Below are 24,596 nucleotides of genomic sequence, written 5' to 3' on the forward strand. Positions count from 1 at the left end.
GAAATAATAAAGAAGGGAATACACACATGAAAGATTATATTGTAAGAGCAACAGCAGCGGAAGGGCAGGTAAGAGCCTTTGCTGCGACAACAAAAGAACTGGTAGAAACGGCCAGAGAACATCATAATACCAGCCCGGTTGCGACAGCGGCACTGGGAAGATTACTGACAGCAGGAGCGATGATGGGAAGCATGATGAAAAATGAGACAGATATGCTGACACTGCAGGTAAGAGGAGACGGACCGCTCGGTGGTATCACCGTTACCGCAGACAGTAAAGGTGATGTTAAAGGATATGTTAATAATCCGGATGTTATGCTGCCGCCAAAGAATGGAAAGCTTGATGTGGGAGGTGCTGTTGGAATCGGTCTTTTACAGGTTATAAAAGATATGGGATTAAAGGAACCATATTCCGGACAGACAATTCTTGTATCCAGTGAGATAGCAGAAGATCTGACGTATTATTTTGCCAATTCAGAACAGGTACCATCTTCGGTAGGCCTTGGTGTACTGATGGAAAAAGATAATACGGTAGAATGTGCCGGTGGCTTTATCATTCAGATGATGCCATTTGCCAAAGAAGAGACGATCAGTCAGATTGAAGAAAATTTAAAAAACATAACATCAGTAACAGATCATCTGAAAAAAGGAGAAACACCGGAGCAGATCCTGGAGATTCTGCTGGGAAATCTGGGCCTGGAAATTACAGACACTATGCCGACAAAATTCTATTGTAACTGTTCAAAAGAACGTGTAGAAAAAGCCGTGATCAGTGTTGGAAAGAAAGAAATCCAGGATATGATCGATGAAGGGAAGGATATCGAAGTAAAATGTCATTTCTGTAATACCGCATACAAATATACGGTAGATGAACTGAAAGATATCTTAAAACGTTGTAAACGATAAGGAGAAAGAGTCATGAAAGACGGATTTGTAAAAGCAGCGGCTGCGACTCCGGATATCAGAGTGGCAGATGTTGCTTATAATACAGAAAATATCTGTAAAATGATCGACGAGACAGTTGCAAACGGAGCAAAAGTCATTGTATTTCCGGAGTTGTGTGTGACGGGATATACCTGTAGTGATCTTTTTATGCAGGATATATTACTGAAAGAGGCAAAAGAAGCTTTATTTAAGATTGCAGATTATACAAAAGAAAAGGATGCACTCATATTTATAGGTGTCCCGCTTGCTGTAGACGGAGAACTTTATAATGTTGCGGCTGCGTTAAATCGTGGAAATATTCTGGGACTTACGACAAAGACATTTCTTCCGAATTATGGGGAATTTTATGAGATGCGTCAATTCCGTCCGGGACCGGATATGGCAAGGTGGATTACATTAGATGGAAAGAAAATTCCATTCGGGCCACAGCTCCTATTTGTGGCAGAACAGATGGAGGAACTGGTCGTTTCGGCAGAGATCTGTGAAGATGTGTGGTCTCCGATCCCGCCAAGTACACTTGCAGCAAGAGAAGGTGCTACAGTAATCGTTAACTGTTCGGCAAGCGATGAGACAATCGGTAAGGCGGCTTATCGCGAGAGCCTGATCGAAGGGCAGTCGGCAAGATTGATCTGTGGATACATTTATGCCAATGCCGGAGAAGGAGAGTCTACGACAGATCTGGTATTTGGAGGACATAATATTATTGCAGAGAATGGAACGACACTTGCATCCAGCAATCGTTTCTCAAATGAAGTGATCTATACAGAGATAGATGTAAAACGTTTATTAAGTGAGCGCCGCAAGAATACAACATTCCAGACGGAAAAAGAGAGGACACTGATCCGTATTCCGTTTGAGATCCATGTAGAGGAAACAGAGCTTACAAGAAGATTTGCATCCAGACCATTTGTGCCAAGTGTGATGGCAGAGAGAAACTTGCGTTGTGAAGAAATTCTGACGATTCAGGCTATGGGGCTGAAAAAACGTCTGGCACATGCACATGCCAAAAGTGCAGTCGTTGGTATTTCGGGAGGTCTGGATTCTACGCTGGCACTGTTGGTGTCAGCAAAAGCATTTGACGCATTAGGAATGGATCGTAGTGGAATTGTAGCTGTGACGATGCCTTGTTTTGGAACTACGGACAGAACTTATCAGAATGCATGCAAGATGTCAGTAAAGCTCGGAGCAACACTGCGGGAAATCCCGGTAGGGGCAGCGGTCGAACAGCATTTTAAAGATATCGGGCATGATCCGGAGGATCATAGTGTAACCTATGAAAATTCTCAGGCAAGAGAGAGAACTCAGGTATTGATGGATGTAGCAAATCAGACAGGAGGAATCGTGATCGGAACAGGAGATATGTCCGAACTTGCACTTGGATGGGCAACTTATAACGGAGACCATATGTCTATGTATGGAGTGAATGCATCTGTTCCGAAGACGCTGGTACGTCACCTTGTACATTATTATGCAGATACCTGTGAAGATCAGGAGTTGAAAGAAGTACTGTACGATGTGCTGGATACACCGGTCAGCCCGGAACTCCTTCCGCCAAAAGACGGTGAGATTGCGCAGAAGACAGAAGATCTGGTCGGCCCTTATGAATTACATGATTTCTTCTTATATTATCTGTTGAGATTCAGCTATGAACCAAGTAAGATCTACCGTATCGCACGTTATGCATTTGAGGGTGAATATGATGATGCAACCATCTACAAATGGTTATACACATTCTGCAGAAGATTCTTTATCCAGCAGTTCAAACGCTCCTGTCTGCCGGATGGCCCGAAGGTTGGAACCGTGGCATTATCTCCTAGAGGAGACTGGAGAATGCCGAGTGATGCTTGCTCGGAAGTGTGGCTGCGGGATTTGGAGAAGGTGAATCCGGAAGTGTATAGAAGCACCGGAAAATCAAGGCTTATATTATAATTTTCCGATTATACGTAAAGGTTATAAAAAATAGCCGTTCTAGTGAACGTGGAGTGTGTTTAGAAACAGTTAGAGCGTCAAAATAACCGTTAAAGGAATGTAGTGAACTTGTTTGAGTCCCCAAGGGACGAGTTGTGAACGTAATTCCTTTGTTTTTAGGTTATTTTGGCGCTCTTACTGTTTCTTAGTGTACGGAACCTGAACAAGAACAACTATATACTGTGTTCTTCAAGGACCGAGAGGCCAACTCTGTTAATCGATTAAATAGAAACTAATCTAATTTCAACCCTTTGAATAAATCCCCAAGACTTGTACCGATCTCTTCAGCCTTCGGGATCTCTACATGGATTTCTTCTTCCTCTTTTTTCTCTTCTTCGAGAGCTTTCATACTCAGGCTGATCTTGCCATCTTTTATTCCGATGATCTTTACAGTTACTTCGTCTCCGACATTTAATACATCAGCAGGTGATTTGATTCGTTTTAAGCTGATCTGGGAAATGTGTACCAGACCGGAGAGACCGTCGCCGAGATCTACAAATGCTCCGTAATTCTGAAGGCTTTCTACAGTGCCTGTTACGATGCTTCCAACTTTGACAGCGGCAATCTTAGCTTCTCTTTCCTTTCTTGCTTTTTCCTGGAGAATCTCGCGTGCAGAGAGTACGAGACGGTTATTTGCTTCATCTACATCGATGACTTTGACTTCAATATCTTTTAACAGGTAAGTTTCAAGATCTTCGATATAGGAGAGAGATAATCTGGATGCCGGGATGAATCCACGCAAACCTTCAACCATGGCAATGGCGCCGCCATTTACAATCCCTTCTACTTTTACAGGAAGGACAGTACCTTTTTCCATGTAAGATTTTACTACATTCCATGGATTTGCATCGTCAAAATGTTCCTCAAGATCAGCCATTGTAACAGGTGTTCCTTCGTTCTGTGTTTCTTCGTGTAATAATTCTTCGCTCATAGTATTAAGTTCCCTTCTTATTATTAAGAACATAATTGAAAATGTTCTTTTATACTGTCTTAAGTATAGCATAGAAGTATAATATTGTTCAAAGAAAAATACGAAATACATAGAAATAAAGGTTGACGAATTCTTAAAAAGATGGCAAGCTTAATACTTAAGAGATGATATAAAAAGGGATGTGAAAGAGAAAATATGGCTAAGAAAGCAGGAAAAATATACGTTGTAGGACATAAGAATCCCGATACGGATTCCATCTGTTCAGCAATTGCCTATGCAAATTTAAAAAGAGAAATAACCGGTAATGATTATATTGCAAAAAGAGCCGGTCAGATAAATGAAGAGACACACTATGTATTACAGAAATTTGGAGTGAAGGTTCCAAATCTTCTGGAGAATGTCAAATTACAGGTAAAAGATATGGATATCCACCAGATAGATGGTGTAGGACCGAATGTATCTTTGAAAGATACATGGACAAAGATGAAGGAGAATAACATCAAGACACTTCCGATTTTAAGAGATGAAGAGCTCCTGGGTGTTATTTCAACCGGAGACATTGCGACATCTTATATGGATGTATATGATAATATGATCCTTTCCAAAGCAAGAACGCAGTATCGTAACATCATGAATACACTGGATGGAGAGATGGTAACCGGTAACGAACATGGATATTTTACAAAAGGAAAAGTAGCAATCGGTGCATCAAGTCCGGAGCTTATGCAGGAATTTATAGAAAAAGATGATCTGGTGATCCTTGGAAATCGTGTAGAATCACAGATGTGTGCACTTGATATTGATGTAAGCTGTATGGTAGTCTGCCAGAATGCGGAAGTATCCGAAGAAGTGATCAAACGTGCAGATGAGCAGAGTACGGTAATTATCAGTACACCGCACGATACATTTACGGCAGCCAGACTGATCAACCAGAGCGTTCCGGTCAAGCGCTTTATGACGAAGACACCACTTACTTGTTTCCATATGAGTGATTATGTGGAAGATATTAAGGAAGTTATGGCAAAGAAGAAATACCGTGATTTCCCGATTATCGACCGGCATGGGAAGTTTAAGGGATTCGTATCAAGACGTCGTTTCTTAAATGTAAGTAAAAAGAAAGTGATCTTGGTGGATCATAACGAGAAGAATCAGGCAGTAGACGGTATCGAGGAAGCTGAGATCGTGGAGATCATTGATCATCACAGACTGGGAAATATCGAGACGATGGGACCTGTATTTTTCAGAAACCAGCCGGTAGGATGTACGGCAACGATCGTATATCAGATGTATAAAGAAAACGACGTAGAGATCACACCAACGATTGCAGGACTTCTGTGTTCGGCAATCATTTCCGATACACTGTTGTTCCGCTCGCCGACCTGCACATCGCTGGATGAAAAAGTTGCAAAGAAACTTGGAAAGATTGCAGGAATCAATCTGGAAGAACAGGCACAGGCAATGTTCAAGGCAGGAAGCAGTCTTGCAGGAAAGACGGCAGAAGATATCTGTTTCCAGGATTTCAAGCAGTTTACAGTAAATGATATGGTATTTGGCGTGGGACAGCTGAATTCGATGAGTAAAGAAGAACTGCAGGAAGTGAAAGAGATGCTGACTCCATATCTGCCGGAAGTACTGGAGAAAAATGGAGTACAGATGGTATTCTTTATGCTGACGGATATTCTGGATGAATCGACAGAACTATTGTGCTGCGGCGCAAAAGCGAAAGAGTATATCATTGATGCATTCGATCTGAAAGAAGACAGCGAAAAGATGATCTTAAAGGGAGTTGTATCCAGAAAGAAACAGCTGATACCGACTCTGGTAAGTGAATTACAGCAGTAGAAAAAAGCGGGGGAAAAAGACATGGCAAAGCAGATCTGGAAACCGGGAAATATGCTGTATCCGCTCCCGGCCGTGATGGTAAGTACCGCAGATAAATCCGGTAAATCGAACATCATAACGGTTGCGTGGACCGGAACGGTATGTACGAATCCGGCAATGCTGTACATATCCGTAAGACCGGAGCGATATTCGTACGATCTTCTGAAAGACAGCGGAGAGTTCGTAGTAAATTTGACAACTGAAAAGTTAAAAAAGGCAACAGACTGGTGCGGAGTACGCTCCGGTCGTGATGTTGATAAATGGAAAGAGATGCATCTGACAGCCGGCAGAGCATCAAAGCTTGACTATGCACCGATCATAGAAGAATGTCCGGTGAACATTGAGTGTAAAGTAACCGAGATCAAAGAACTCGGCTCACATCATATGTTTCTGGCTAAAGTAGAGGCTGTTCAGGTAGGAGAAGAATATCTGGATGAAAAGGGAAGATTACAGCTTGGAAAAGCCGGACTTCTGGCGTATTCTCATGGAGAATATCTGACATTGGGAGATTCACTTGGAACATTTGGATGGAGCGTCAGAAAAGCTTCTGTATCGAGAAAGAATAAGAAGAATGCAGAAAAGAAGCCTGTATCGAAAAAGAATAAGAAGAGTACAGGAAAGAAAGCGGTACCGGGAAAACGTAAGAAATAATATAGAAAAATATAAGGTAAAGCAAGGCGTCAGAATTCTGGCGCCTTTTGTATACCAAAGTATGCAAGAGGAAAATGTCAATGGCAGCTTTTTCGTATTGCAGTAAGGCAGAAAAAGAACCCGGGTATGGAATTCCCTGCCCCTGCATATAGTAAAATGAAATAATGCTATGCGGGTGTGACATGAAATCAAATATCGATTGCAAATCAGATATAACATACAAACGACGGACCAGGATGAAAATGGCGGGAATTTTGCTGATTTATATATTAGGCATCTATTTCCTTCTGACAAAGATGGTGCAGTTGGAAGATGAGGCTGTTGTGGGAGTGAAAAAAACTCATAAGGAATTGTCAGAAAATACCCATTCAAGTAATGAAAAGGCCATTCAGTATGTAGCATCGAATATGATAAAAGAGGCCCCTAAGATTGCAATCACATTTGACGACGGACCAAGCCCGGCATGGACACCGAAACTACTGGATGGATTAAAAGAGCGGAATGTAAAAGCAACATTTTTCCTGATCGGGGAAAATGCAGAAAATACGCCGGAACTTGTAAAGAGAGAATCGGAAGAAGGGCATCTGGTCGGCAATCATACGTATCACCATGTAGAAATCACACGTGTACCGGATGAGACGGCAAAAGAAGAAATTCTGATGACAAATGAAGTGATTACCGGGATCACAGGAGAAGAAGTCTCTTATATGCGACCACCGTTCGGAGCCTGGCAGAAGAAGCTGGAGTGGGAACTGGATGTTATGCCTGTGATGTGGACGATAGATCCTCTGGACTGGACAACGAATAATGAAGATGAAATTGTCAATAAAGTAGTGACGCAGGCAAAGGAAAATGATATCATTTTATTGCACGACTGTTATGAGTCCAGTGTGAATGCGGCACTGCGTATTGTAGATATCCTGCAGAAGGAAGGATTTGAATTTGTAACGGTTGATGAACTCATTATGAATTAGATTCAAAACGCAGAATTTAAGAATCAGATCTGATGAATGAAAATTTACATAGATAAATGGAGATGAAAGAATGGATTTATTTGATTATATGCGGGAGCAGAACATGGAAAAAGAGGCACCGCTTGCATCCAGACTGCGCCCGACCACATTAGAGGAAGTAGTCGGACAGCAGCACATTATCGGAAAGGACAAATTACTTTACAGGGCGATCAAGGCTGACAAATTAAGTTCGGTTATTTTCTACGGTCCTCCGGGAACAGGAAAGACCACACTCGCCAAAGTCATTGCCAATACGACCAGTGCGGAATTTACCCAGATCAACGCAACGACTGCGGGTAAAAAGGACATGGAAGAAGTGATAAACAAAGCAAAAGAGATGCAGGGAATGTACCGGAAGAAGACAATCCTGTTCGTGGATGAGATCCATAGATTCAATAAGGGACAGCAGGATTATCTGCTGCCGTTTGTAGAAGACGGTACGATCATTCTGATCGGCGCAACGACAGAGAATCCGTATTTTGAAGTGAATGGGGCGTTGCTTTCCAGATCGAGCATCTTTGAATTACAGCCGCTTGCCAAAGAAGACATCAAGACACTGATCACAAGGGCAGTCTATGATACGGTAAAAGGTATGGGAAGTTACCAGGCAGTGATCGATGAAGATGCACTGGAATTTCTTGCAGACATTTCCGGAGGAGATGCCAGAAGTGCATTGAATGCAGTCGAACTTGGAATCCTGACAACAGAACGAAGTGCAGACGGAAAGATTCGCATCACACTGGATGTTGCATCCGAATGCATTCAGAAACGTGTAGTCAAATACGATAAGACCGGGGATAATCATTATGATACGATCTCTGCATTTATCAAAAGTATGCGTGGCTCCGATCCAGATGCGGCAGTGTATTATCTTGCGAAAATGTTATACGCAGGAGAAGATATCAAGTTCATAGCCAGACGTATCATGATCTGCGCATCGGAAGATGTCGGAAATGCAGATCCGATGGCACTTACGGTTGCCGTATCTGCTTCCCAGGCAGTCGAACGAATCGGTATGCCGGAAGCACAGATCATTCTTTCTCAGGCAGTCACGTATGTAGCAACTGCACCAAAGAGTAATGCCGCATGCAATGCAATCTTTGATGCAATGGCAAGCGTGAAACGCACAAAGACAACGGTTCCGTCACACCTGCAGGATGCCCACTATAAAGGAGCCCAGAAACTGGGACACGGCATCGGATATAAATATGCACATAATTATCCGCACCATTATGTAGAACAACAGTATCTCCCGGACGAGATCGTCGGAGAAAAATTCTATGTACCAAGCGAGAATGGGCATGAGAAGGAGATTAAAGAGTGGATGAGGTATATCCGGGAAGATCAGTGAGTTGCTGTTTAATGCAGTATCGTGGTTTACCCCCGGTCCATGAGAAAGACTTGGTATTCTGCTACGGGCTAAGATTCTACGATGAAGAAGTTATAAGGGCGTCAGAATTTTCTAAAAGCACCCGGAATAGGAGTCAAACTCGCCATACGGCTCAAACAGTGACTCCTATTCCGGGTAACGACCGCTTCATGCATTAAATATCCTTTATAGTTCCATCAATCCCAATCGTCACCACCTGCCAAGGAATAAACTTCCCGCTTGCTTTTAACGCTTCTGTAGCGGCATGCTCCAGTCCTCCGCAGCAAGGAACTTCCATACGGACGATAGTAAGACTTTTGAAATCATTATGCTTGATGATCTCGGTTAATTTCTCCGTATAATCAACTGCATCCAGTTTCGGACATCCAATCAGTACAACGTGATTCTTAATGAATTGGTTGTGGAAGTTGCCATATGCATATGCCGTACAGTCGGCTGCAATCAGCAGATTTGCGTTCTGGAAATATGGTGCGCTCAGCGGAGCAAGCTTGATCTGGACCGGCCACTGACGAAGCTGACTTTCCATGGAGTAAGCGGTCGGTGTACTTCCTGACATATTATTAGAAGCACTTGCATCATTATTATGAGTGTGTTCAACCGAACGAGCCATAGAACCCGGACATCCACCATGAGGAGCAGTGTGTTGAATTTCACGAGCCATAGAACCCGGACATCCACCATGATGTGGAGCTGGTGCATCATTATCGTGAGCATGTGCTTTTTTTGCATCAAGGTGTTTCTTAAGTGCTTCCGGTCCTTTGGCGGCAAGATGTGCTTTTACTGCATCATCATCATAAGCATCCGCTTCACGTTCTTCAAATGTGATTGCATTTGTCGGACAGGCCGGCAGACAGTCACCAAGGCCATCGCAAAAATCATCGCGCATTAATCGGGCTTTTCCATCAACCATCTGAATGGCACCTTCGTGACAGGCGTTGGCACATGCACCGCATCCGTTACATTTTTCTTCATTTATATGGATTATTTTTCTGATCATAATGATTCTCCTTTTCTTAAAAATAGAAATATGTTTAAAATGGTATCAGTTGTTTTGCAGGTATTAGTGTACTATAAAGAAGAAAAAGAATGTTGTTGGAATAACAACAAAAATAAAAATAATTACAATACCGCAATTAAGATGTCCGTAATGTATCTGAAATAATGGATGTTAAGTATGGAAAAATGACAGAAGAATGTGTTAAAATTTTTCACAGAGCTGATATTTCTGCAAGCAAAATACAAAAATCAGAAACAGAAGCATTATAATTTGAAAAATATAATATAGGAAAAGAGGAAGATATATGGCACAGATTTATGCATCGAAAACAAATGAAATTCAGAAGTATGAGACAGAGCATGAGAATGAAGTACGTCATCTGGCCGGGGAATGTATGGTCCTTTTGGAGAATGACGGTGTATTACCATTTTCAGATAAGATAAAAAAGATTGCATTATATGGAACGGGAGCCAGACATACGGTGAAAGGAGGAACAGGATCCGGAGATGTCAATGTAAGAAAAACAGTTTCAATCGCACGGGGATTAGAAGAAGCCGGATTTGAGATCGTGACAGAAGACTGGCTTGACAGATACGACCGGGATCTGGAAGAGGCGCAGAAAACATATTTGAAAAAGTTAAAAGATATGTCAGATGAGACGGGAGAGCCATCGGTAATCCTTGGGTTCAAACATCCGTTTCAGGAACCGGAGCAGCCAATTGTCGAAGAGACAGATATCAAAGAGGCAGATGCGGCCATTTATGTGCTTGCAAGAAATTCCGGAGAGGGAAAAGACCGGCGGGCAGAAAAAGGAGATTATTATCTGAGTGACAGAGAATTGCAGAACATCCGGTTTATGACGGAAAATTATTCGAATTGTGTTGTATTATTGAATACAGGAGGCGTGATAGATCTGACAGAATTGCGGAAGATTTCCGGAGTGCAGGCAATCCTTCTGACCGGACAGACTGGAAATATGGGTGGCCATGCAGTGGCGGATGTCTTGATGGCTAAAACAGTTCCGTCAGGAAAATTAACAGATACATGGGCAAGATCTTATGATGACTATCCGTCATCGAGAACTTTCAGTTACCGCGATGACAATCTGGATGATGAATACTATAGTGACGGGATTTATGTCGGATATCGTTATTTTGATACATTTGGAATCATGCCGTTGTATTGCTTTGGGTATGGAAAAGGATACACGGATTTCTCATTGGTGACCAAAGAAGTGACCGCAGATGAAAAGCTGGTAAAGGTAGAAGTGGAAGTGACGAATATCGGTAAGGTATATCCGGGAAGAGAAGTCGTACAAGTTTATTATTCGGCACCGGATGGAGTTATGGAAAAACCAACACAGGAGCTTGCAGGATTTGCCAAGACAAAGCTTCTCATGCCGGGAGAAAAAGAAGTGGTAACAGTTACATTTGCGACAGAAGATATGGCATCTTATGACAGTTATGATGCAGCATGGGTTATGGAGGAAGGCGAGTATACGATTCGTGTGGGGAACAGTTCACGTACAACGGAAGTAGCCGCGATCATAGATCTGGATGAAACAGTTCAGACGGTTCTTTTAAAGAATGTGATGAAGGATAAGGAATTTGTAAAAGAGATTCACCATATGGTCCCAATCTTTGACCTGGAACTGGATGACACACCATTTATGCGCCCGATATTGATCTATGCGGAAAACTTTAAGAAAAAGATCATGGAATATGAAGTGATACGTACTACGCTGGAAGATAAAAGACCAGACGAGATATTAACACTGGAGGATGTGAAGAAGGGGGCAGCATCACTCGAAGAATTGGTTGCACAGCTTACGGTAGAAGAGATGGCTGATCTTTGTGTCGGAACCGAACGACTGGAAGAAGGCGGCAATGTAATCGGGTCATCTTCTGCATGTGTGCCGGGAGCAGCAGGGGATACGACGTCGGCACTGATCGAGAAGCGGAAAATCCCGAATCTGATCCTTGCAGATGGACCGGCAGGATTACGGTTACAGACACATTTTAAAACGGATAAAGAAGGCAATAAATTACCGGGTGGGGAACAGTTCGGAATGGAAATTGCACCGTTTGCGAAAGAGCAGCCGGAAGGAGCGCAGGATTATTACCAGTACTGTACGGCAATCCCGATTGCGACGACACTTGCGCAGTCATGGGATGTGGATCTTATCAAGAGAATGGGTGAGATTGTCGGAGAAGAGATGGAACAGTTTCATATTCACCTGTGGCTGGCACCGGGCATGAATATTCACAGAAATCCATTGTGTGGAAGAAACTTTGAATATTATTCGGAAGATCCACTGCTTACCGGACTGTGTGCGGCAGCCGATACAAAGGGTGTACAGTCTTACAAAGGACATGGAACGACGATCAAGCATTTTGCGGCAAATAATCAGGAAGACAACCGTATGTTCACGAACGCACATATCAGCGAACGTGCATTAAGAGAAATCTATCTGAAAGGATTCGAAATTGTGGTGAAGACAGCACAGCCATATGCGATCATGACATCGTATAATCTGATCAATGGAACGCATGCCGCCAATCATTATGACATGCTTCAGAATGTAGCGCGTGATGAATGGGGATTTGAAGGCTTTATTATGACAGACTGGTATACGTCTCAGGATACGACGGCACTTGGAATGGTATCAGAAAGCGGGAAATACAGCTATTCCGATGGTGTACAGTGCATTAAGGCAGGAAATGATCTTCAGATGCCAGGGTGCAGGAAAAATGTAGAGGATATTGTAGACGGCGTAAAAAATGGAAGGATTACCAAAGCGGATCTTCAGAGATGTGCAAAACATATCCTTGGAATTGCGTTAAAAACAATATAAACGAAAAAGAATAAAGTGATTAACAGGCAGACAATATATTATAAGTAGTCTGCCTGTTTGCGTTGATGTGCATTCGAAAGAAGTGGTAATCAGAAGGTTTTTTACATTTTCTAAAAAATATCTAAACAGTGTTGACAAAAATATGTGAGAGTGCTATCTTAATAGTCGAAAGGTGTTAGCACTCAGATAAAAAGAGTGCTAATAACCAGAAACCGAAAGGAGGAGGTACCGGTGATAAATCATGAAGAGATGAGTGAAAGAAAACTGAAAATACTTCATGCAATCATCCAGAATTATCTGGAGACAGGTGAACCGGTTGGTTCCAGAACGATTTCCAAGTACACGGATCTGAATCTTAGTTCAGCAACGATCCGTAATGAGATGGCAGATCTGGAAGAGATGGGATATATCATCCAGCCTCATACGTCGGCAGGACGTATTCCTTCGGATAAAGGATACAGGCTCTATGTAGATATGCTGATGGAGGAGAAAGAGCAGGAGCTGAATGAGATGCAGGATCAGATGCTTGACAAAGCAGATAAGATGGATCAGCTTTTGAAACAGGCAGCAAAGGTTCTTGCAACGAATACCAACTATGCAACGATGGTTTCGACTCCGATGAACAATTCAAACAAGATTAAGTTCATCCAGTTATCTATGGTAGATGAGGAACAGGTGATCGCAGTCATCGTACTGGGAGGCAATGTGATCAAGAATAAGATCATTAACATTGATGAGCCGATCAGCAATGAGAATCTGTTAAAGCTGAATATGCTGCTGAATACAACACTCAACGGCATGTCGATTGAAGAAATCAACCTGGGATTGATCGCCAGATTAAAGGAGCAGGCAGGAATCCACAGTCAGGTAGTCGGATATGTACTGGATGCAGTTGCAGATGCGATTCATGTAGATGATGATATGCAGATCTACACAAGCGGTGCGACGAACATTTTTAAATATCCGGAGCTGAGTGATAACCAGAGCGCACAGGAAATCATCAGTGCATTTGAAGAAAAACAGCAGTTATCCGAACTGGTTACACAGACCCTGGCACAGGATGAGAATACCGGCATTCAGGTATATATCGGAGATGAGACTCCGGTACAGACTATGAGAGACTGCAGTGTCGTAACTGCAACCTACGAACTGGGTGATGGTATGAAGGGAACGATAGGAATTATCGGACCGAAACGTATGGATTATGAACATGTTTTAAAATCTATGAAACGTCTCCAGACAGAACTGGATCAGATGTTCCATAAGAATGATAGAAAGGTGGAATAACCCTTGGAAAATAAGCAGGAAAAAAGCCAGGAAGATATGGTAAAAGAAGCTGTAGAAGAGGCAAAAAAATCCGCTGCTGAAGCAAAAGAAGCAGAGACAGATACAGACGAGACAACAGAAACTTCTGAAAAAGTGGAAAACGAAGAAGCCGAAGAGACAGCGAAAGATACAGAAAAGAAATCTGGCAAAAAATTATTTGGCAAGAAAAAAGATAAAAAAGACGAGAAGATCGAAGAGCTTACAGATAAGCTTACCCGTCAGATGGCAGAGTTTGATAACTTCCGCAAACGTACAGAAAAGGAAAAATCCCAGATGTACGAAGTTGGAGCGAAAGATATCATAGAGAAGATTCTTCCAGTTGTAGACAACTTTGAAAGAGGTCTGGATGCAGTGAAGGAAGAAGACAAAGAAGATCCGTTCGTTCAGGGAATGGAGAAGGTGTATAAACATCTGCTTACCACTCTGGAAGGAATCGAGGTTAAGCCTATTGAAGCAGTAGGCCAGCCGTTTGATCCGAATTTCCACAACGCAGTGATGCATGTGGAAGATGAAAACTTCGGTGAGAATATTGTTGCCGAGGAATTTCAGAAGGGCTACACATACCGTGATTCAGTTGTAAGACACAGCATGGTAAAAGTAGCAAATTAGAAACAAGAACATTCACAATTATCAGAATAAAAAATCATACAGGAGGAAATTTATCATGGGTAAAATTATAGGTATTGATTTAGGAACAACAAACAGCTGTGTAGCCGTAATGGAAGGTGGACAGCCAACAGTTATCGCCAACACAGAAGGCGCAAGAACAACACCATCTGTAGTAGCATTTACAAAGACAGGTGAGCGTCTTGTCGGAGAACCTGCAAAACGTCAGGCAGTAACAAACGCAGAGAGAACAATCTCTTCTATCAAGAGAGAGATGGGAACCGACTACAAGGTAACAATTGAAGATAAGAAATATTCTCCACAGGAGATCTCAGCAATGATCCTTCAGAAACTGAAAGCAGATGCAGAAGGATATCTTGGAGAAAAAGTAACAGAGGCTGTTATCACAGTACCTGCTTACTTCAACGATGCTCAGCGTCAGGCAACAAAAGATGCAGGTAAGATTGCAGGACTTGATGTAAAACGTATCATCAACGAGCCAACAGCAGCAGCTCTTGCATATGGTCTTGACAATGAAAAAGAACAGAAGATCATGGTATATGACCTTGGTGGTGGTACATTCGACGTATCTGTTATCGAGATCGGTGACGGAGTTATCGAAGTATTATCTACAGCCGGTAACAACAGACTTGGTGGAGATGACTTCGACCAGAAGATTACAGACTACATGATCGCTGAATTTAAGAAACAGGAAGGTGTTGACTTATCTGCAGATAAGATGGCACTTCAGAGATTAAAAGAAGCAGCTGAGAAAGCTAAAAAAGAACTTTCTTCAGCAACAACAACAAACATCAACCTTCCATTCATCACAGCTACAGCAGAAGGTCCAAAACATTTCGATATGAACCTTACAAGAGCTAAATTTGATGAACTGACACATGATCTTGTACTGAAGACATCTGAGCCGGTACAGAGAGCATTATCAGATGCTGGTATCACAGCTTCTGAACTTGGTCAGGTACTGTTAGTTGGTGGATCTACACGTATCCCTGCAGTACAGGAAGAAGTAAAACGTCTGACAGGTAAAGAGCCAAGCAAATCTCTGAACCCGGATGAGTGTGTAGCACTTGGAGCATCTGTTCAGGGTGGTAAACTTGCAGGAGATACAGGCGCCGGCGACATCCTTCTTCTGGATGTAACTCCGCTGTCACTGTCTATCGAGACAATGGGTGGTGTAGCTACTCGTCTGATCGAGAGAAATACAACAATTCCTACAAAGAAGAGCCAGATCTTCTCTACAGCTGCTGATAACCAGACAGCCGTTGATATCAACGTAGTACAGGGAGAAAGACAGTTCGCAAGAGATAACAAATCCCTCGGACAGTTCAGACTGGACGGAATCGCACCAGCTCCACGTGGAATCCCACAGATCGAAGTTACATTCGATATCGATGCAAATGGTATCGTAAATGTATCTGCAAAAGACCTTGGAACTGGAAAAGAACAGCACATCACAATTACAGCAGGATCTAACATGTCTGATGAAGATATCGACAAAGCTGTAAAAGAAGCTGCTGAATTCGAAGCTCAGGACAAGAAACGTAAAGAAGGAATCGATGCTAAGAACGAAGCTGACGCTATGGTATTCCAGACAGAGAAAGCTCTGCAGGAAGTTGGCGACAAGCTTGACGGTGCAGACAAAGCAGCAGTAGAAGCTGACTGCAAAGCTCTGAAAGAATTACTTGAAAAAGCAAATACAGATACTCTTACAGATGAGCAGGTTGCAGAGATCAAAGCAGGTAAAGAAAAACTGACAGAGAGTGCTCAGAAGCTCTTCACAAAGATGTATGAGCAGGCTGGCGCAGCAGCAGGAGCTCAGGGAGCTGGTCCTCAGCCAGGAGCTAATGCAGGAGCAGGCCCGGCACCAGAAGGATTCCAGGGCGACGATGTCGTAGACGGAGATTACAAAGAAGTCTAAGAACATTAAGTGAGGAATAGGAAATGGCAGAGTCAAAAAGAGATTACTATGAGGTGCTTGGGGTCAGTAAAGATGCTGACGAAGCAACTTTGAAAAAAGCATACAGACAGGTTGCCAAGAAGTATCACCCGGATATGAATCCGGGTGATGCTGAAGCTGAAAAGAAGTTCAAAGAAGCTTCTGAGGCGTATGCAGTCTTGAGTGATCCGGAAAAACGCCGTCAGTATGATCAGTTTGGTCATGCTGCTTTTGACGGAAGTGCGGGAGCAGGCGGCGGATATGGCGGATTCGACTTTAACGGTGCTGATTTTGGCGACATTTTCGGAGATATCTTCGGAGATCTGTTCGGCGGCGGGCGCAGAGGCGGTCGTGCGAACCAGGGACCGATGAAAGGTATGAATATCCGTAAGAGTGTCAGAATCACATTCGAAGAGGCTGTATTCGGATGCGAGAAAGAATTGGACGTTGTATTAAAAGACCCATGTCCGAAATGTAACGGAACAGGTGCCAAACCGGGAACATCTCCGGAGACTTGTCCGAAATGTGGCGGTAAAGGTCAGGTAGTATATACACAGCAGTCATTCTTTGGAACGGTACAGAATGTACAGACCTGTCCGGATTGCCAGGGAACTGGTAAGATTATTAAGGAAAAATGTCCGGATTGCGGCGGAACAGGCTATGTAGCCAGCAAGAAGAAGATATCCGTATCGATTCCTGCAGGTATTGATAATGGCCAGAGTGTCAGAATCCGTGAAAAAGGTGAGCCGGGTGTAAACGGCGGACCAAGAGGAGATCTTCTGGTGGAGGTTGTGGTATCAAGACATCCAATCTTCCAGCGTCAGGATATGCACATCTTCTCAACGGTACCGATTACATTTGCACAGGCAGCACTTGGTGCGGATATCCGTATCAAGACGGTAGATGGAGAAGTGATCTACACGGTAAAACCGGGAACCAAGACAGATACAAAAGTACGTCTGAAAGGTAAAGGAGTTCCATCTCTTCGAAATGCACAGGTTCGCGGCGATCATTATGTAACACTTGTGGTCCAGACACCGGAACACTTAAGTGCCGAAGCAAAAGAAGCACTGCGTAAATTCGATGAGCTGACCGGCAATTCCCTCGGAGCAGAGAAATCTGAAAAAGCGGAAGAGCACGAACATAAAGGCAAAAAGAAAAAAGGATTTATGGATAAATTAAAGGAGACCTTTGATGATTAATTTCATCAGAGGTTTCCTCTTTTTTACAAAAAACACTGGCATTCACCGTGGTAAAGTGATATCATATTAAATAAATTAAATTTTTAACAAACCAGGAGGACTCAAATATGTATGCATTTGATGAAATTAAAAAAGCAGACAGTGAAATTGCAGACGCCATTCAGGCCGAGATGGAGAGACAGAATTCGCATCTGGAGCTGATCGCATCGGAGAACTGGGTAAGCAAAGCAGTCATGGCAGCAATGGGAAGTCCGCTTACAAATAAATACGCAGAAGGCTATCCGGGCAAACGTTACTATGGTGGATGTCAGTGTGTGGATGTAGTGGAAGATCTTGCAAGAGAAAGAGCAAAGAAGTTATTTGGCTGTGATTATGCCAATGTACAGCCACATTCCGGAGCACAGGCAAATCTGGCAGTATTCTTTGCAATGCTGGAGCCTGGAGACAAAGTCATGGGTATGAACCTGGATCATGGCGGACATCTGACACATGGTTCTCCGGTTAATATTTCCGGTAAATATTTCAACGTCGTATCATACGGAGTGAACGACGAGGGTGTGATCGATTATGATAAGGTACGTGAGATCGCAGTAAAAGAAAAACCAAAGATGATCATTGCGGGAGCAAGTGCTTATGCAAGAATCATTGATTTCAAAAAATTCCGTGAGATCGCGGATGAAGTAGGAGCATACCTGATGGTTGATATGGCCCATATCGCAGGACTTGTTGCAGCAGGACTTCATCCAAGCCCGATCCCGTACGCAGATGTCACAACAACGACAACACATAAGACACTGCGCGGACCAAGAGGCGGTCTGATCCTCTGTAATCAGGAAGCAGCAGATAAATTCAACTTTAATAAAGCTGTATTCCCTGGAATCCAGGGAGGACCACTGGAACACGTGATCGCAGGAAAAGCGGTATGCTTCAAAGAAGCCCTGGAGCCTGAATTCGCAGAATATCAGAAACAGATCATCAAAAATGCACAGGCACTCAGTAAGGGACTGATGGACCGTGGAGTGAAGATTGTATCCGGAGGAACAGATAATCACCTGATGCTGATTGATTTAAGAGGAGAAGATGTGACCGGTAAAGAACTGGAAAAACGTCTGGATGCCGCACACATCACATGTAACAAAAATACGGTACCGAACGATCCAAGATCACCGTTCGTGACAAGCGGTGTCAGACTTGGAACACCGGCGGTTACAACAAGAGGATTAAAAGAAGACGACATGGATATGATCGCAGAGTGTATCGCACTCGTACTTCAGAGTGAAGATAACATTGAAAAAGTCAAAGGAATGGTTGCAGAGCTGACTGCAAAATATCCTCTGGATATGTAAGGAACAACGAAAGAAAATAAGACAAAACAGGAAATCCGTCTGGGAAAAGGATTTAAGCTTACCCAGGCGGATTTTATTGTTGCTTGAACAAAATGTCCAACAGTGAAAAGATTGAGCAAAATATTTGAGTAGTTGATAGAAATAGGATAATAACAAGGGTGGAATTTTTAAAATGAAGGGCGTATAATAAAAATCAGTGTATACGAATCTATACCAGAATAAAAAAGGAAGAATCTTGTTTATACCATACAGATGTATGAATGCAAATATATATGGAAGGAGCCAGATTTTTGAAACTGAGAAACGTAAAAGTCGCAAAAAGATTAGGAACAAAAACGCTTGCAGGGTTGCTTGCATTTGGACTTGTCGTAGGTACGCCGTCGGTTGTTCTGGCAGATGTACAGAGCACGATGTCACAGTCAGAGGCTGTACAGACAGAAAAGTTACAGGCCAAATCCGTAGATGGGAGAGATACACTTACAGATGTATCCGATAAAGTCATGGATATGATTCAAAAAGGTGAAGTGAAGCTGGATGAAGAATCAAACTATCTGATTGATACCGTGACAGGAAAGAAAGTAGATCCGGTGACAGGAGAACGAGTAGAGCAGATACCGGCTAATCCGGATATACCGGGTACACCGGATACACCGGACACTCCGAGCACACCGGATACACCGGACACTCCGAGCACACCGGATACGCCGGACACTCCAGATACGCCGGATACACCGAATACGCCGAATACACCGAGTAAGTCAGAGGCGTCAGGTACTTCGAATGTTTCCGGTACATCGAATGCTGCAGGAAAACACACGACAGCAAATAATAAACAGGCGACAGATACAACTAAGAAAAAAGATGAGACAAAGAGTGCAAAAAGCAATAAAGAACTTATTGCAAAGCAGAAGATTGTAAAACTGCCACAAATCAAGGAAGATTTCCGCTTCTTTACAGTTGCAAGAAACTATGCATTTGCAAAGACAAAAATCAATATCCGTGAAGCGGTGCCGGAAAATATTGACGGAAGTAATACACAGACAGCAGGGACAGATGTTGCGAATGCAAAGAAAGATGCTGAGAAATTGCAGAAAAAAATAAAGACAGTGAAGAAAGATAAGAAGATTAAGAACAAAACCGTCAGAAAAGCAAAGAGTAAAGCTGTCAGGAATCTGCAAAAAGCAGTGGAAAAGCAAAAAAAACAGAAGCAGAAAGGCATGGATGCGGCTCTTGTAAGCCAGCAGTTGGAAGAAAAGGTCCGTACTGTGGGAACGCTGCCACAGGATGGTTTGCTTTATATTTTGAAAGAAGAAGAAAACGGATGGCTTTATGTAGAATCCGGAGATGTCAGGGGATTTGTAAAGGCCTCAGAAGTATATACAGATGATGCGGCACAAGAACTTTTAACTGTTTACCAGAAAAAGGCTCAGAAAAAAGCCAAAAAGGATGAAACAGAATATAATGGAATTGAAGGAATTGCAAAAACGGCAAAAGCTTCAGTTGATGCAAAGGACAATCAGGCATATACGTATCTGCGCGTGACAGCCGGCCAGACAGTGGCAGCTAAAGATACAGCACTTATAAATGATCAGATTGGTTCTGCTGCATTGGAAATAAAAGAAGAAAAAAATACTACAGCCAGAACAATAGGAACAATGGCACAGGGACAGTTGTGCTATATTCTGGCAGATAAAGATTCGGATTGGGTATATATAGAATCCGGAGATGTCAGAGGCTTTGTGGAACAGAAGTATCTGGACTTCAGTGATGAAACAAAAAAGCAGATTGAAGCGAATGGTGAGGATAAATATCAGACAGCAAAAGAAACGGTAAAACCAGAAGAAAATCAGGCATTATATTATACACTGACTTCTGTAAAAGAGGGATCGCCAAGTGGAGAAATCCGGGAATCCATGCTGGAATTTGCGTCACAGTTTATCGGTAATCCATATGTGTGGGGTGGTACAAGCCTGACGGACGGTGCAGACTGCTCTGGATTCGTACAGCAGATTTATAAACAATATGGATACAGCCTTCCAAGAGTAGCAGAAGATCAAAGCCAGTATGGAACGAAGATTCCTGTAGAAGATGCCCAGCCGGGAGATCTGATCTTCTATGCTAAAGAAGGGTATGTATATCATGTGGTCATGTATGCAGGAGATGGCAGGACGATAGAGGCTGCAAGTACGAAACTCGGAATTATCGAAGGAAAAGTCAATACCAAAAATGCAGTATGGGCAACACGTATCCTGAAAGATGATTATTCTCTTACAGGCGGCGGAATTGAAAAGGCCAATGCAACAGAGGACATGTATGGACAGAAACTTGAAAATTTCCAGATTACATATTATTGTCCTTGCGAGATCTGCTGCGATAAAGCATCTAAAGTTACGGCATCGGGAACACCTGTTGCAGAAGGAAAGACAATCGCAACTGATCCGAATGTAATTCCATATGGAACCAAGGTGATTATCGGAGGACATGTATTTACAGCGGAAGATACAGGAAGAAAAGTCCAGGGAAATCAGATCAGTATTTATGTAAATAACCATGCAGAGGTATCTGCTTCTGACACAGAGAATACAGACGTATACCTGGCAAAATAATATAATAAAGAATGATAAAAAGGTGGTTTTTCAGAACTTACATGTTGAAAAACTGCCTTTTTCAAAGAAGGAACAGAAACTATGAATCAAGAAAATTTATTGAATAAGATCAGACAGAAAGATGCAAAAGCATTTACTCACGGGGGAAAATTTCATGCAGATGATATATTTTCATCGGCCTTGTTATTATATCTGAACCCGGAAATTCAGATTACAAGGGGAAATCAGGTGCCGGAAGAGTATGACGGTATTGTATTTGACATCGGACGGGGAGCATATGACCATCATCAGAAGGACAGCCGTGTCAGGGAAAACGGGATTCCATATGCGGCATTCGGACTTTTGTGGGAAGAGTTAGGAACGGAGATCCTTGGAGAAGAACTGGCAGAAAAATTTGATGAATCCTTTGTCCAGCCTCTCGATCAGAATGATAATACCGGTGAGAAGAATGAACTGGCTTCGCTGATCGGAAGTTTTAATCCGGCATGGGATGCAAAAGGAAATCATGATGATGCATTCTTTCATGCAGTCAGTATGGCTGGAATGATACTGGAAAGCAAGTTCGAGAGATTCCGTGGAAATGAAAGGGCGGACAGGAAGATAGAAGAGATTTTGGAGGCACATGATGATGCAGTAGAAGAGGGAAAATGTGATGAAAGAATCCTGATTCTTCCGGAATTTGTTCCATGCCAGAAACGGCTGTCAGAGACGGAGATTGCATTTGTGATTTTCCCGTCAAATCGCGGAGGATATTGCATTCAGCCACAGAAAAAAGAATTTTCCATGAATTATAAATGTGCGTTCCCAGAAGCCTGGCTTGGGCTGGAGGGAGAAGCATTACAGAAAGCAACCGGACTTTCAGGAGCAGGATTCTGTCATAAAGGCGGCTTCCTGATGTCGACAGAGAATCTGGAGGATGCGGTAAAAGCGTGTGAAATCAGCCTCAAAGAGTATGTAGAAGCGCCGTGTATTGTCTGTTACGGAACATGTGATGAAGAAGTGAAAGAACTTCTGCATATGCTTCCGGAAATGAAGAATGTAACGGTACATGAGATGCCGCTGTCAGAGCCGCCGGAGATGGAGACAGATGGAATCTATGGAGAAGTTTTGATGGAAAAGCAGGAATGGAAGAAGCGGATAAAAGTACAGGTAAAAGAAATTCTGAAATACAAACCGGAGGCGGTATGTGTGAATGGAAATGTCTTTTCGACTTATCCGGTAGTACATGCGCTTCGTAAAAAGCATGTGCCGGTGCTGACAATAATGGAAAATGATGAGGAGAAGTTGATTGTGAGAATTCCGTCTGGTTCTTAGAATGTCAGATATAATGAAGTAGAAGAAGTAATAGAACATAACAAAAACGCAGAGACTTTTAAAAGGATTGAAGTAATCCCTCAAAAGTCTCTGCATTTTTATGCTTATTTACATGCTTTTAAAAGTTCTTTCAGGTAGTTCCACATACGCTGTGTAGATGCGATATGTACACGTTCATTATATGTATGCACACCTGTAAGATCCGGACCGAAAGAAATGATATCAAGATCATTCTTCTTGCCGTATAAGATTCCACATTCCAGTCCGCCGTGAGTTGTCTCAACAGTAGGTTCTTTTCCGAACATTTCTTTATAAAGTTCGATTGCCTTAGGACGGATCACAGAATCTGCATTGTAGCTCCATGCCGGATATTCACCGGAAATCTCACGGGATGCGCTTGCAAGATCCGTTGCAAGATCCAGTTTGTTCTGCATATCATCTAACTTGGTAGCGACAGAGCTTCGAACCTGGAATTTAATCTTTACAGTGTCTTCAGTAGTCTCAACAATACCTGTGTTCAGGGAAGATTCTACAGCGGTAGGGAATGCACGGTCATAGCACTGTACACCGTCGATCGCTCCATAAAGGAATCCGATTACATGTGAAGTAGTATCTGCATCAAAGGCCTTTAAGGTCGTCTCGCCATCGGAAACTGCTTTCAGAGATAAAGTAGGTTCCTGTCCGGCAAATTCAGCGTAGATAGTCTGTTCCAGTCCGGCAACAGCATCTATGATATCCTGAGCCTGTGCAGGATCTGCGATGATCTCAGTCGTATTGTACTGTGCGATTACGTTTGCCGCATTTCCGCCGTTTGTACTTACGATGTTAAAGTCGTAATCTTTTGCAAGTGCATACAGAACACGTCCCATGATCTTATGTGCATTTCCGAGCTGCTTCTGAATCTCGGCACCGGAATGTCCTCCCTGCAGATTGGAAAGGGAGATTGTCATCTTGGTTCCGCTTTCTTCACTCCATTCGATCGGGATAAAAGTATCATAAATGTATCCGCCGGCACATCCGACTGTCATAACGCCTTCAATCTCAGAGTCGATGTTCAGGCAGATCTTTCCTTTTAATACAGATGTATCGAGGTGATGTGCACCGCCCATACCGATCTCTTCATCAACTGTAAATACAGCCTCGATCGGTGGATGCGGGATATCTGTGCTGGCAAGAATTGCCATAGCATAAGCGACTGCGATACCGTCGTCACCGCCGAGAGTGGTGTTCTTTGCCCCGATCAGATCACCATCTACAAAAAGGTCTAACGGATCATTTTCAAAATCGTGATCGCTGTCGGTTGTCTTTGTAGCAACCATGTCCAGATGTCCCTGGATGATGACCGGATCACTGTCTTCATATCCGGCAGTACCAGGTTTTTTGATGATAACGTTGTTCATTTCATCCTGGATATATTCCAGATTGTGTGCTTTCGCAAATTCTACACAAAAATCACTGATCTTTTTTGTGTGGAAGGTACTTCTTGGTACCATACTTAATTCTTCGAAGTACTGAAATACTTCTTTTGGTTCAATATTAGACAAAATTCCCATTGTTCATTCCTCCGTTTGTCTTTAATCTCTATCTGTCATTGTATCATGAATTTTAGC

The 24,596-nt window shown here is 42.8% G+C and carries 17 protein-coding genes; 14 read left to right on the top strand and 3 right to left on the bottom strand.

Features of this window, described 5'->3' with window-relative positions:
• Positions 1-26 precede the first annotated feature (26 nt).
• Positions 27-905, top strand: coding sequence for an Hsp33 family molecular chaperone HslO (gene hslO / locus NQ508_RS05355; protein ID WP_006427046.1), 879 nt, complete (start codon positions 27-29; stop codon positions 903-905).
• 12 nt (positions 906-917) lie between these two features.
• Positions 918-2,873, top strand: a complete 1,956-nt coding sequence (locus NQ508_RS05360; protein WP_006427045.1) for an NAD(+) synthase — start codon at positions 918-920, stop codon at positions 2,871-2,873.
• A 271-nt stretch (positions 2,874-3,144) separates the two neighbouring features.
• Here NQ508_RS05360 and NQ508_RS05365 read toward each other — a convergent pair whose 3' ends face one another.
• On the bottom strand, positions 3,145-3,843 hold the full coding sequence (locus tag NQ508_RS05365) for a S1 RNA-binding domain-containing protein (protein ID WP_044919788.1): 699 nt from the start codon (positions 3,841-3,843) through the stop codon (positions 3,145-3,147).
• A gap of 195 nt (positions 3,844-4,038) precedes the next feature.
• Here NQ508_RS05365 and NQ508_RS05370 point away from each other — a divergent pair, with 195 nt between their 5' ends.
• The 4 genes from NQ508_RS05370 (at position 4,039) to NQ508_RS05385 (ending at position 8,739) form a co-directional block, all read left to right on the top strand.
• Complete coding sequence (locus tag NQ508_RS05370) at positions 4,039-5,685, top strand: putative manganese-dependent inorganic diphosphatase (protein ID WP_006427043.1); 1,647 nt, start codon at positions 4,039-4,041, stop codon at positions 5,683-5,685.
• 21 nt (positions 5,686-5,706) lie between these two features.
• Positions 5,707-6,375, top strand: a complete 669-nt coding sequence (locus NQ508_RS05375) for a flavin reductase family protein (protein WP_006427042.1) — start codon at positions 5,707-5,709, stop codon at positions 6,373-6,375.
• 182 nt (positions 6,376-6,557) lie between these two features.
• Complete coding sequence (locus tag NQ508_RS05380; RefSeq protein ID WP_242654713.1) at positions 6,558-7,349, top strand: polysaccharide deacetylase family protein; 792 nt, start codon at positions 6,558-6,560, stop codon at positions 7,347-7,349.
• Between the two features lie 70 nt (positions 7,350-7,419).
• Entirely contained in the window at positions 7,420-8,739 is a 1,320-nt protein-coding gene (locus NQ508_RS05385) for a replication-associated recombination protein A (protein ID WP_006427040.1), read from the top strand.
• Positions 8,740-8,932: 193 nt separating this feature from the next.
• On the opposite strand, the gene NQ508_RS05390 is transcribed toward NQ508_RS05385, so the two are convergent.
• Positions 8,933-9,775, bottom strand: a complete 843-nt coding sequence (locus tag NQ508_RS05390; protein WP_006427039.1) for an ATP-binding protein — start codon at positions 9,773-9,775, stop codon at positions 8,933-8,935.
• Between the two features lie 304 nt (positions 9,776-10,079).
• Here NQ508_RS05390 and NQ508_RS05395 point away from each other — a divergent pair, with 304 nt between their 5' ends.
• The 8 genes from NQ508_RS05395 (at position 10,080) to NQ508_RS05430 (ending at position 22,986) form a co-directional block, all read left to right on the top strand.
• Complete coding sequence (locus NQ508_RS05395; protein WP_006427036.1) at positions 10,080-12,629, top strand: glycoside hydrolase family 3 protein; 2,550 nt, start codon at positions 10,080-10,082, stop codon at positions 12,627-12,629.
• A gap of 249 nt (positions 12,630-12,878) precedes the next feature.
• Complete coding sequence (gene hrcA, locus NQ508_RS05400; protein WP_006427035.1) at positions 12,879-13,916, top strand: heat-inducible transcriptional repressor HrcA; 1,038 nt, start codon at positions 12,879-12,881, stop codon at positions 13,914-13,916.
• Positions 13,917-13,952: 36 nt separating this feature from the next.
• A complete protein-coding gene (grpE, locus tag NQ508_RS05405) occupies positions 13,953-14,564 on the top strand; it encodes a nucleotide exchange factor GrpE (RefSeq protein ID WP_006427034.1) in 612 nt (203 codons plus the stop codon).
• A gap of 55 nt (positions 14,565-14,619) precedes the next feature.
• Positions 14,620-16,500: a molecular chaperone DnaK gene (dnaK, locus tag NQ508_RS05410; protein WP_006427033.1), complete on the top strand. Its 1,881-nt coding sequence runs from the start codon at positions 14,620-14,622 to the stop codon at positions 16,498-16,500.
• Between the two features lie 23 nt (positions 16,501-16,523).
• On the top strand, positions 16,524-17,720 hold the full coding sequence (dnaJ, locus tag NQ508_RS05415) for a molecular chaperone DnaJ (RefSeq protein ID WP_006427032.1): 1,197 nt from the start codon (positions 16,524-16,526) through the stop codon (positions 17,718-17,720).
• 107 nt (positions 17,721-17,827) lie between these two features.
• On the top strand, positions 17,828-19,066 hold the full coding sequence (gene glyA, locus NQ508_RS05420) for a serine hydroxymethyltransferase (protein ID WP_006427031.1): 1,239 nt from the start codon (positions 17,828-17,830) through the stop codon (positions 19,064-19,066).
• Positions 19,067-19,356: 290 nt separating this feature from the next.
• Complete coding sequence (locus tag NQ508_RS05425; protein WP_242654705.1) at positions 19,357-21,672, top strand: C40 family peptidase; 2,316 nt, start codon at positions 19,357-19,359, stop codon at positions 21,670-21,672.
• 81 nt (positions 21,673-21,753) lie between these two features.
• Complete coding sequence (locus NQ508_RS05430) at positions 21,754-22,986, top strand: MYG1 family protein (protein WP_006427029.1); 1,233 nt, start codon at positions 21,754-21,756, stop codon at positions 22,984-22,986.
• A gap of 104 nt (positions 22,987-23,090) precedes the next feature.
• On the opposite strand, the gene NQ508_RS05435 is transcribed toward NQ508_RS05430, so the two are convergent.
• Positions 23,091-24,539: an aminoacyl-histidine dipeptidase gene (locus NQ508_RS05435; protein WP_006427028.1), complete on the bottom strand. Its 1,449-nt coding sequence runs from the start codon at positions 24,537-24,539 to the stop codon at positions 23,091-23,093.
• Between the last annotated feature and the right edge of the window lie 57 nt (positions 24,540-24,596).

The sequence above is a fragment of the Dorea longicatena genome (genome assembly GCF_025150085.1).
Taxonomy (GTDB): domain Bacteria; phylum Bacillota; class Clostridia; order Lachnospirales; family Lachnospiraceae; genus Dorea_A; species Dorea_A longicatena.

Excerpts from the sequence above, each read along its gene's own strand:
- NQ508_RS05380 (WP_242654713.1), top strand. The coding sequence starts at position 6,558 with ATGAAATCAAATATCGATTGCAAATCAGATATAACATACAAACGACGG.
- NQ508_RS05360 (WP_006427045.1), top strand. The coding sequence starts at position 918 with ATGAAAGACGGATTTGTAAAAGCAGCGGCTGCGACTCCGGATATCAGA.
- dnaJ (WP_006427032.1), top strand. The coding sequence starts at position 16,524 with ATGGCAGAGTCAAAAAGAGATTACTATGAGGTGCTTGGGGTCAGTAAA.
- NQ508_RS05375 (WP_006427042.1), top strand. The coding sequence starts at position 5,707 with ATGGCAAAGCAGATCTGGAAACCGGGAAATATGCTGTATCCGCTCCCG.
- glyA (WP_006427031.1), top strand. The coding sequence starts at position 17,828 with ATGTATGCATTTGATGAAATTAAAAAAGCAGACAGTGAAATTGCAGAC.
- NQ508_RS05430 (WP_006427029.1), top strand. The coding sequence starts at position 21,754 with ATGAATCAAGAAAATTTATTGAATAAGATCAGACAGAAAGATGCAAAA.
- hslO (WP_006427046.1), top strand. The coding sequence starts at position 27 with ATGAAAGATTATATTGTAAGAGCAACAGCAGCGGAAGGGCAGGTAAGA.
- NQ508_RS05385 (WP_006427040.1), top strand. The coding sequence starts at position 7,420 with ATGGATTTATTTGATTATATGCGGGAGCAGAACATGGAAAAAGAGGCA.
- hrcA (WP_006427035.1), top strand. The coding sequence starts at position 12,879 with ATGAGTGAAAGAAAACTGAAAATACTTCATGCAATCATCCAGAATTAT.
- NQ508_RS05365 (WP_044919788.1), bottom strand. The coding sequence starts at position 3,843 with ATGAGCGAAGAATTATTACACGAAGAAACACAGAACGAAGGAACACCT.
- NQ508_RS05390 (WP_006427039.1), bottom strand. The coding sequence starts at position 9,775 with ATGATCAGAAAAATAATCCATATAAATGAAGAAAAATGTAACGGATGC.
- NQ508_RS05370 (WP_006427043.1), top strand. The coding sequence starts at position 4,039 with ATGGCTAAGAAAGCAGGAAAAATATACGTTGTAGGACATAAGAATCCC.
- dnaK (WP_006427033.1), top strand. The coding sequence starts at position 14,620 with ATGGGTAAAATTATAGGTATTGATTTAGGAACAACAAACAGCTGTGTA.
- NQ508_RS05395 (WP_006427036.1), top strand. The coding sequence starts at position 10,080 with ATGGCACAGATTTATGCATCGAAAACAAATGAAATTCAGAAGTATGAG.
- NQ508_RS05435 (WP_006427028.1), bottom strand. The coding sequence starts at position 24,539 with ATGGGAATTTTGTCTAATATTGAACCAAAAGAAGTATTTCAGTACTTC.
- grpE (WP_006427034.1), top strand. The coding sequence starts at position 13,953 with ATGGTAAAAGAAGCTGTAGAAGAGGCAAAAAAATCCGCTGCTGAAGCA.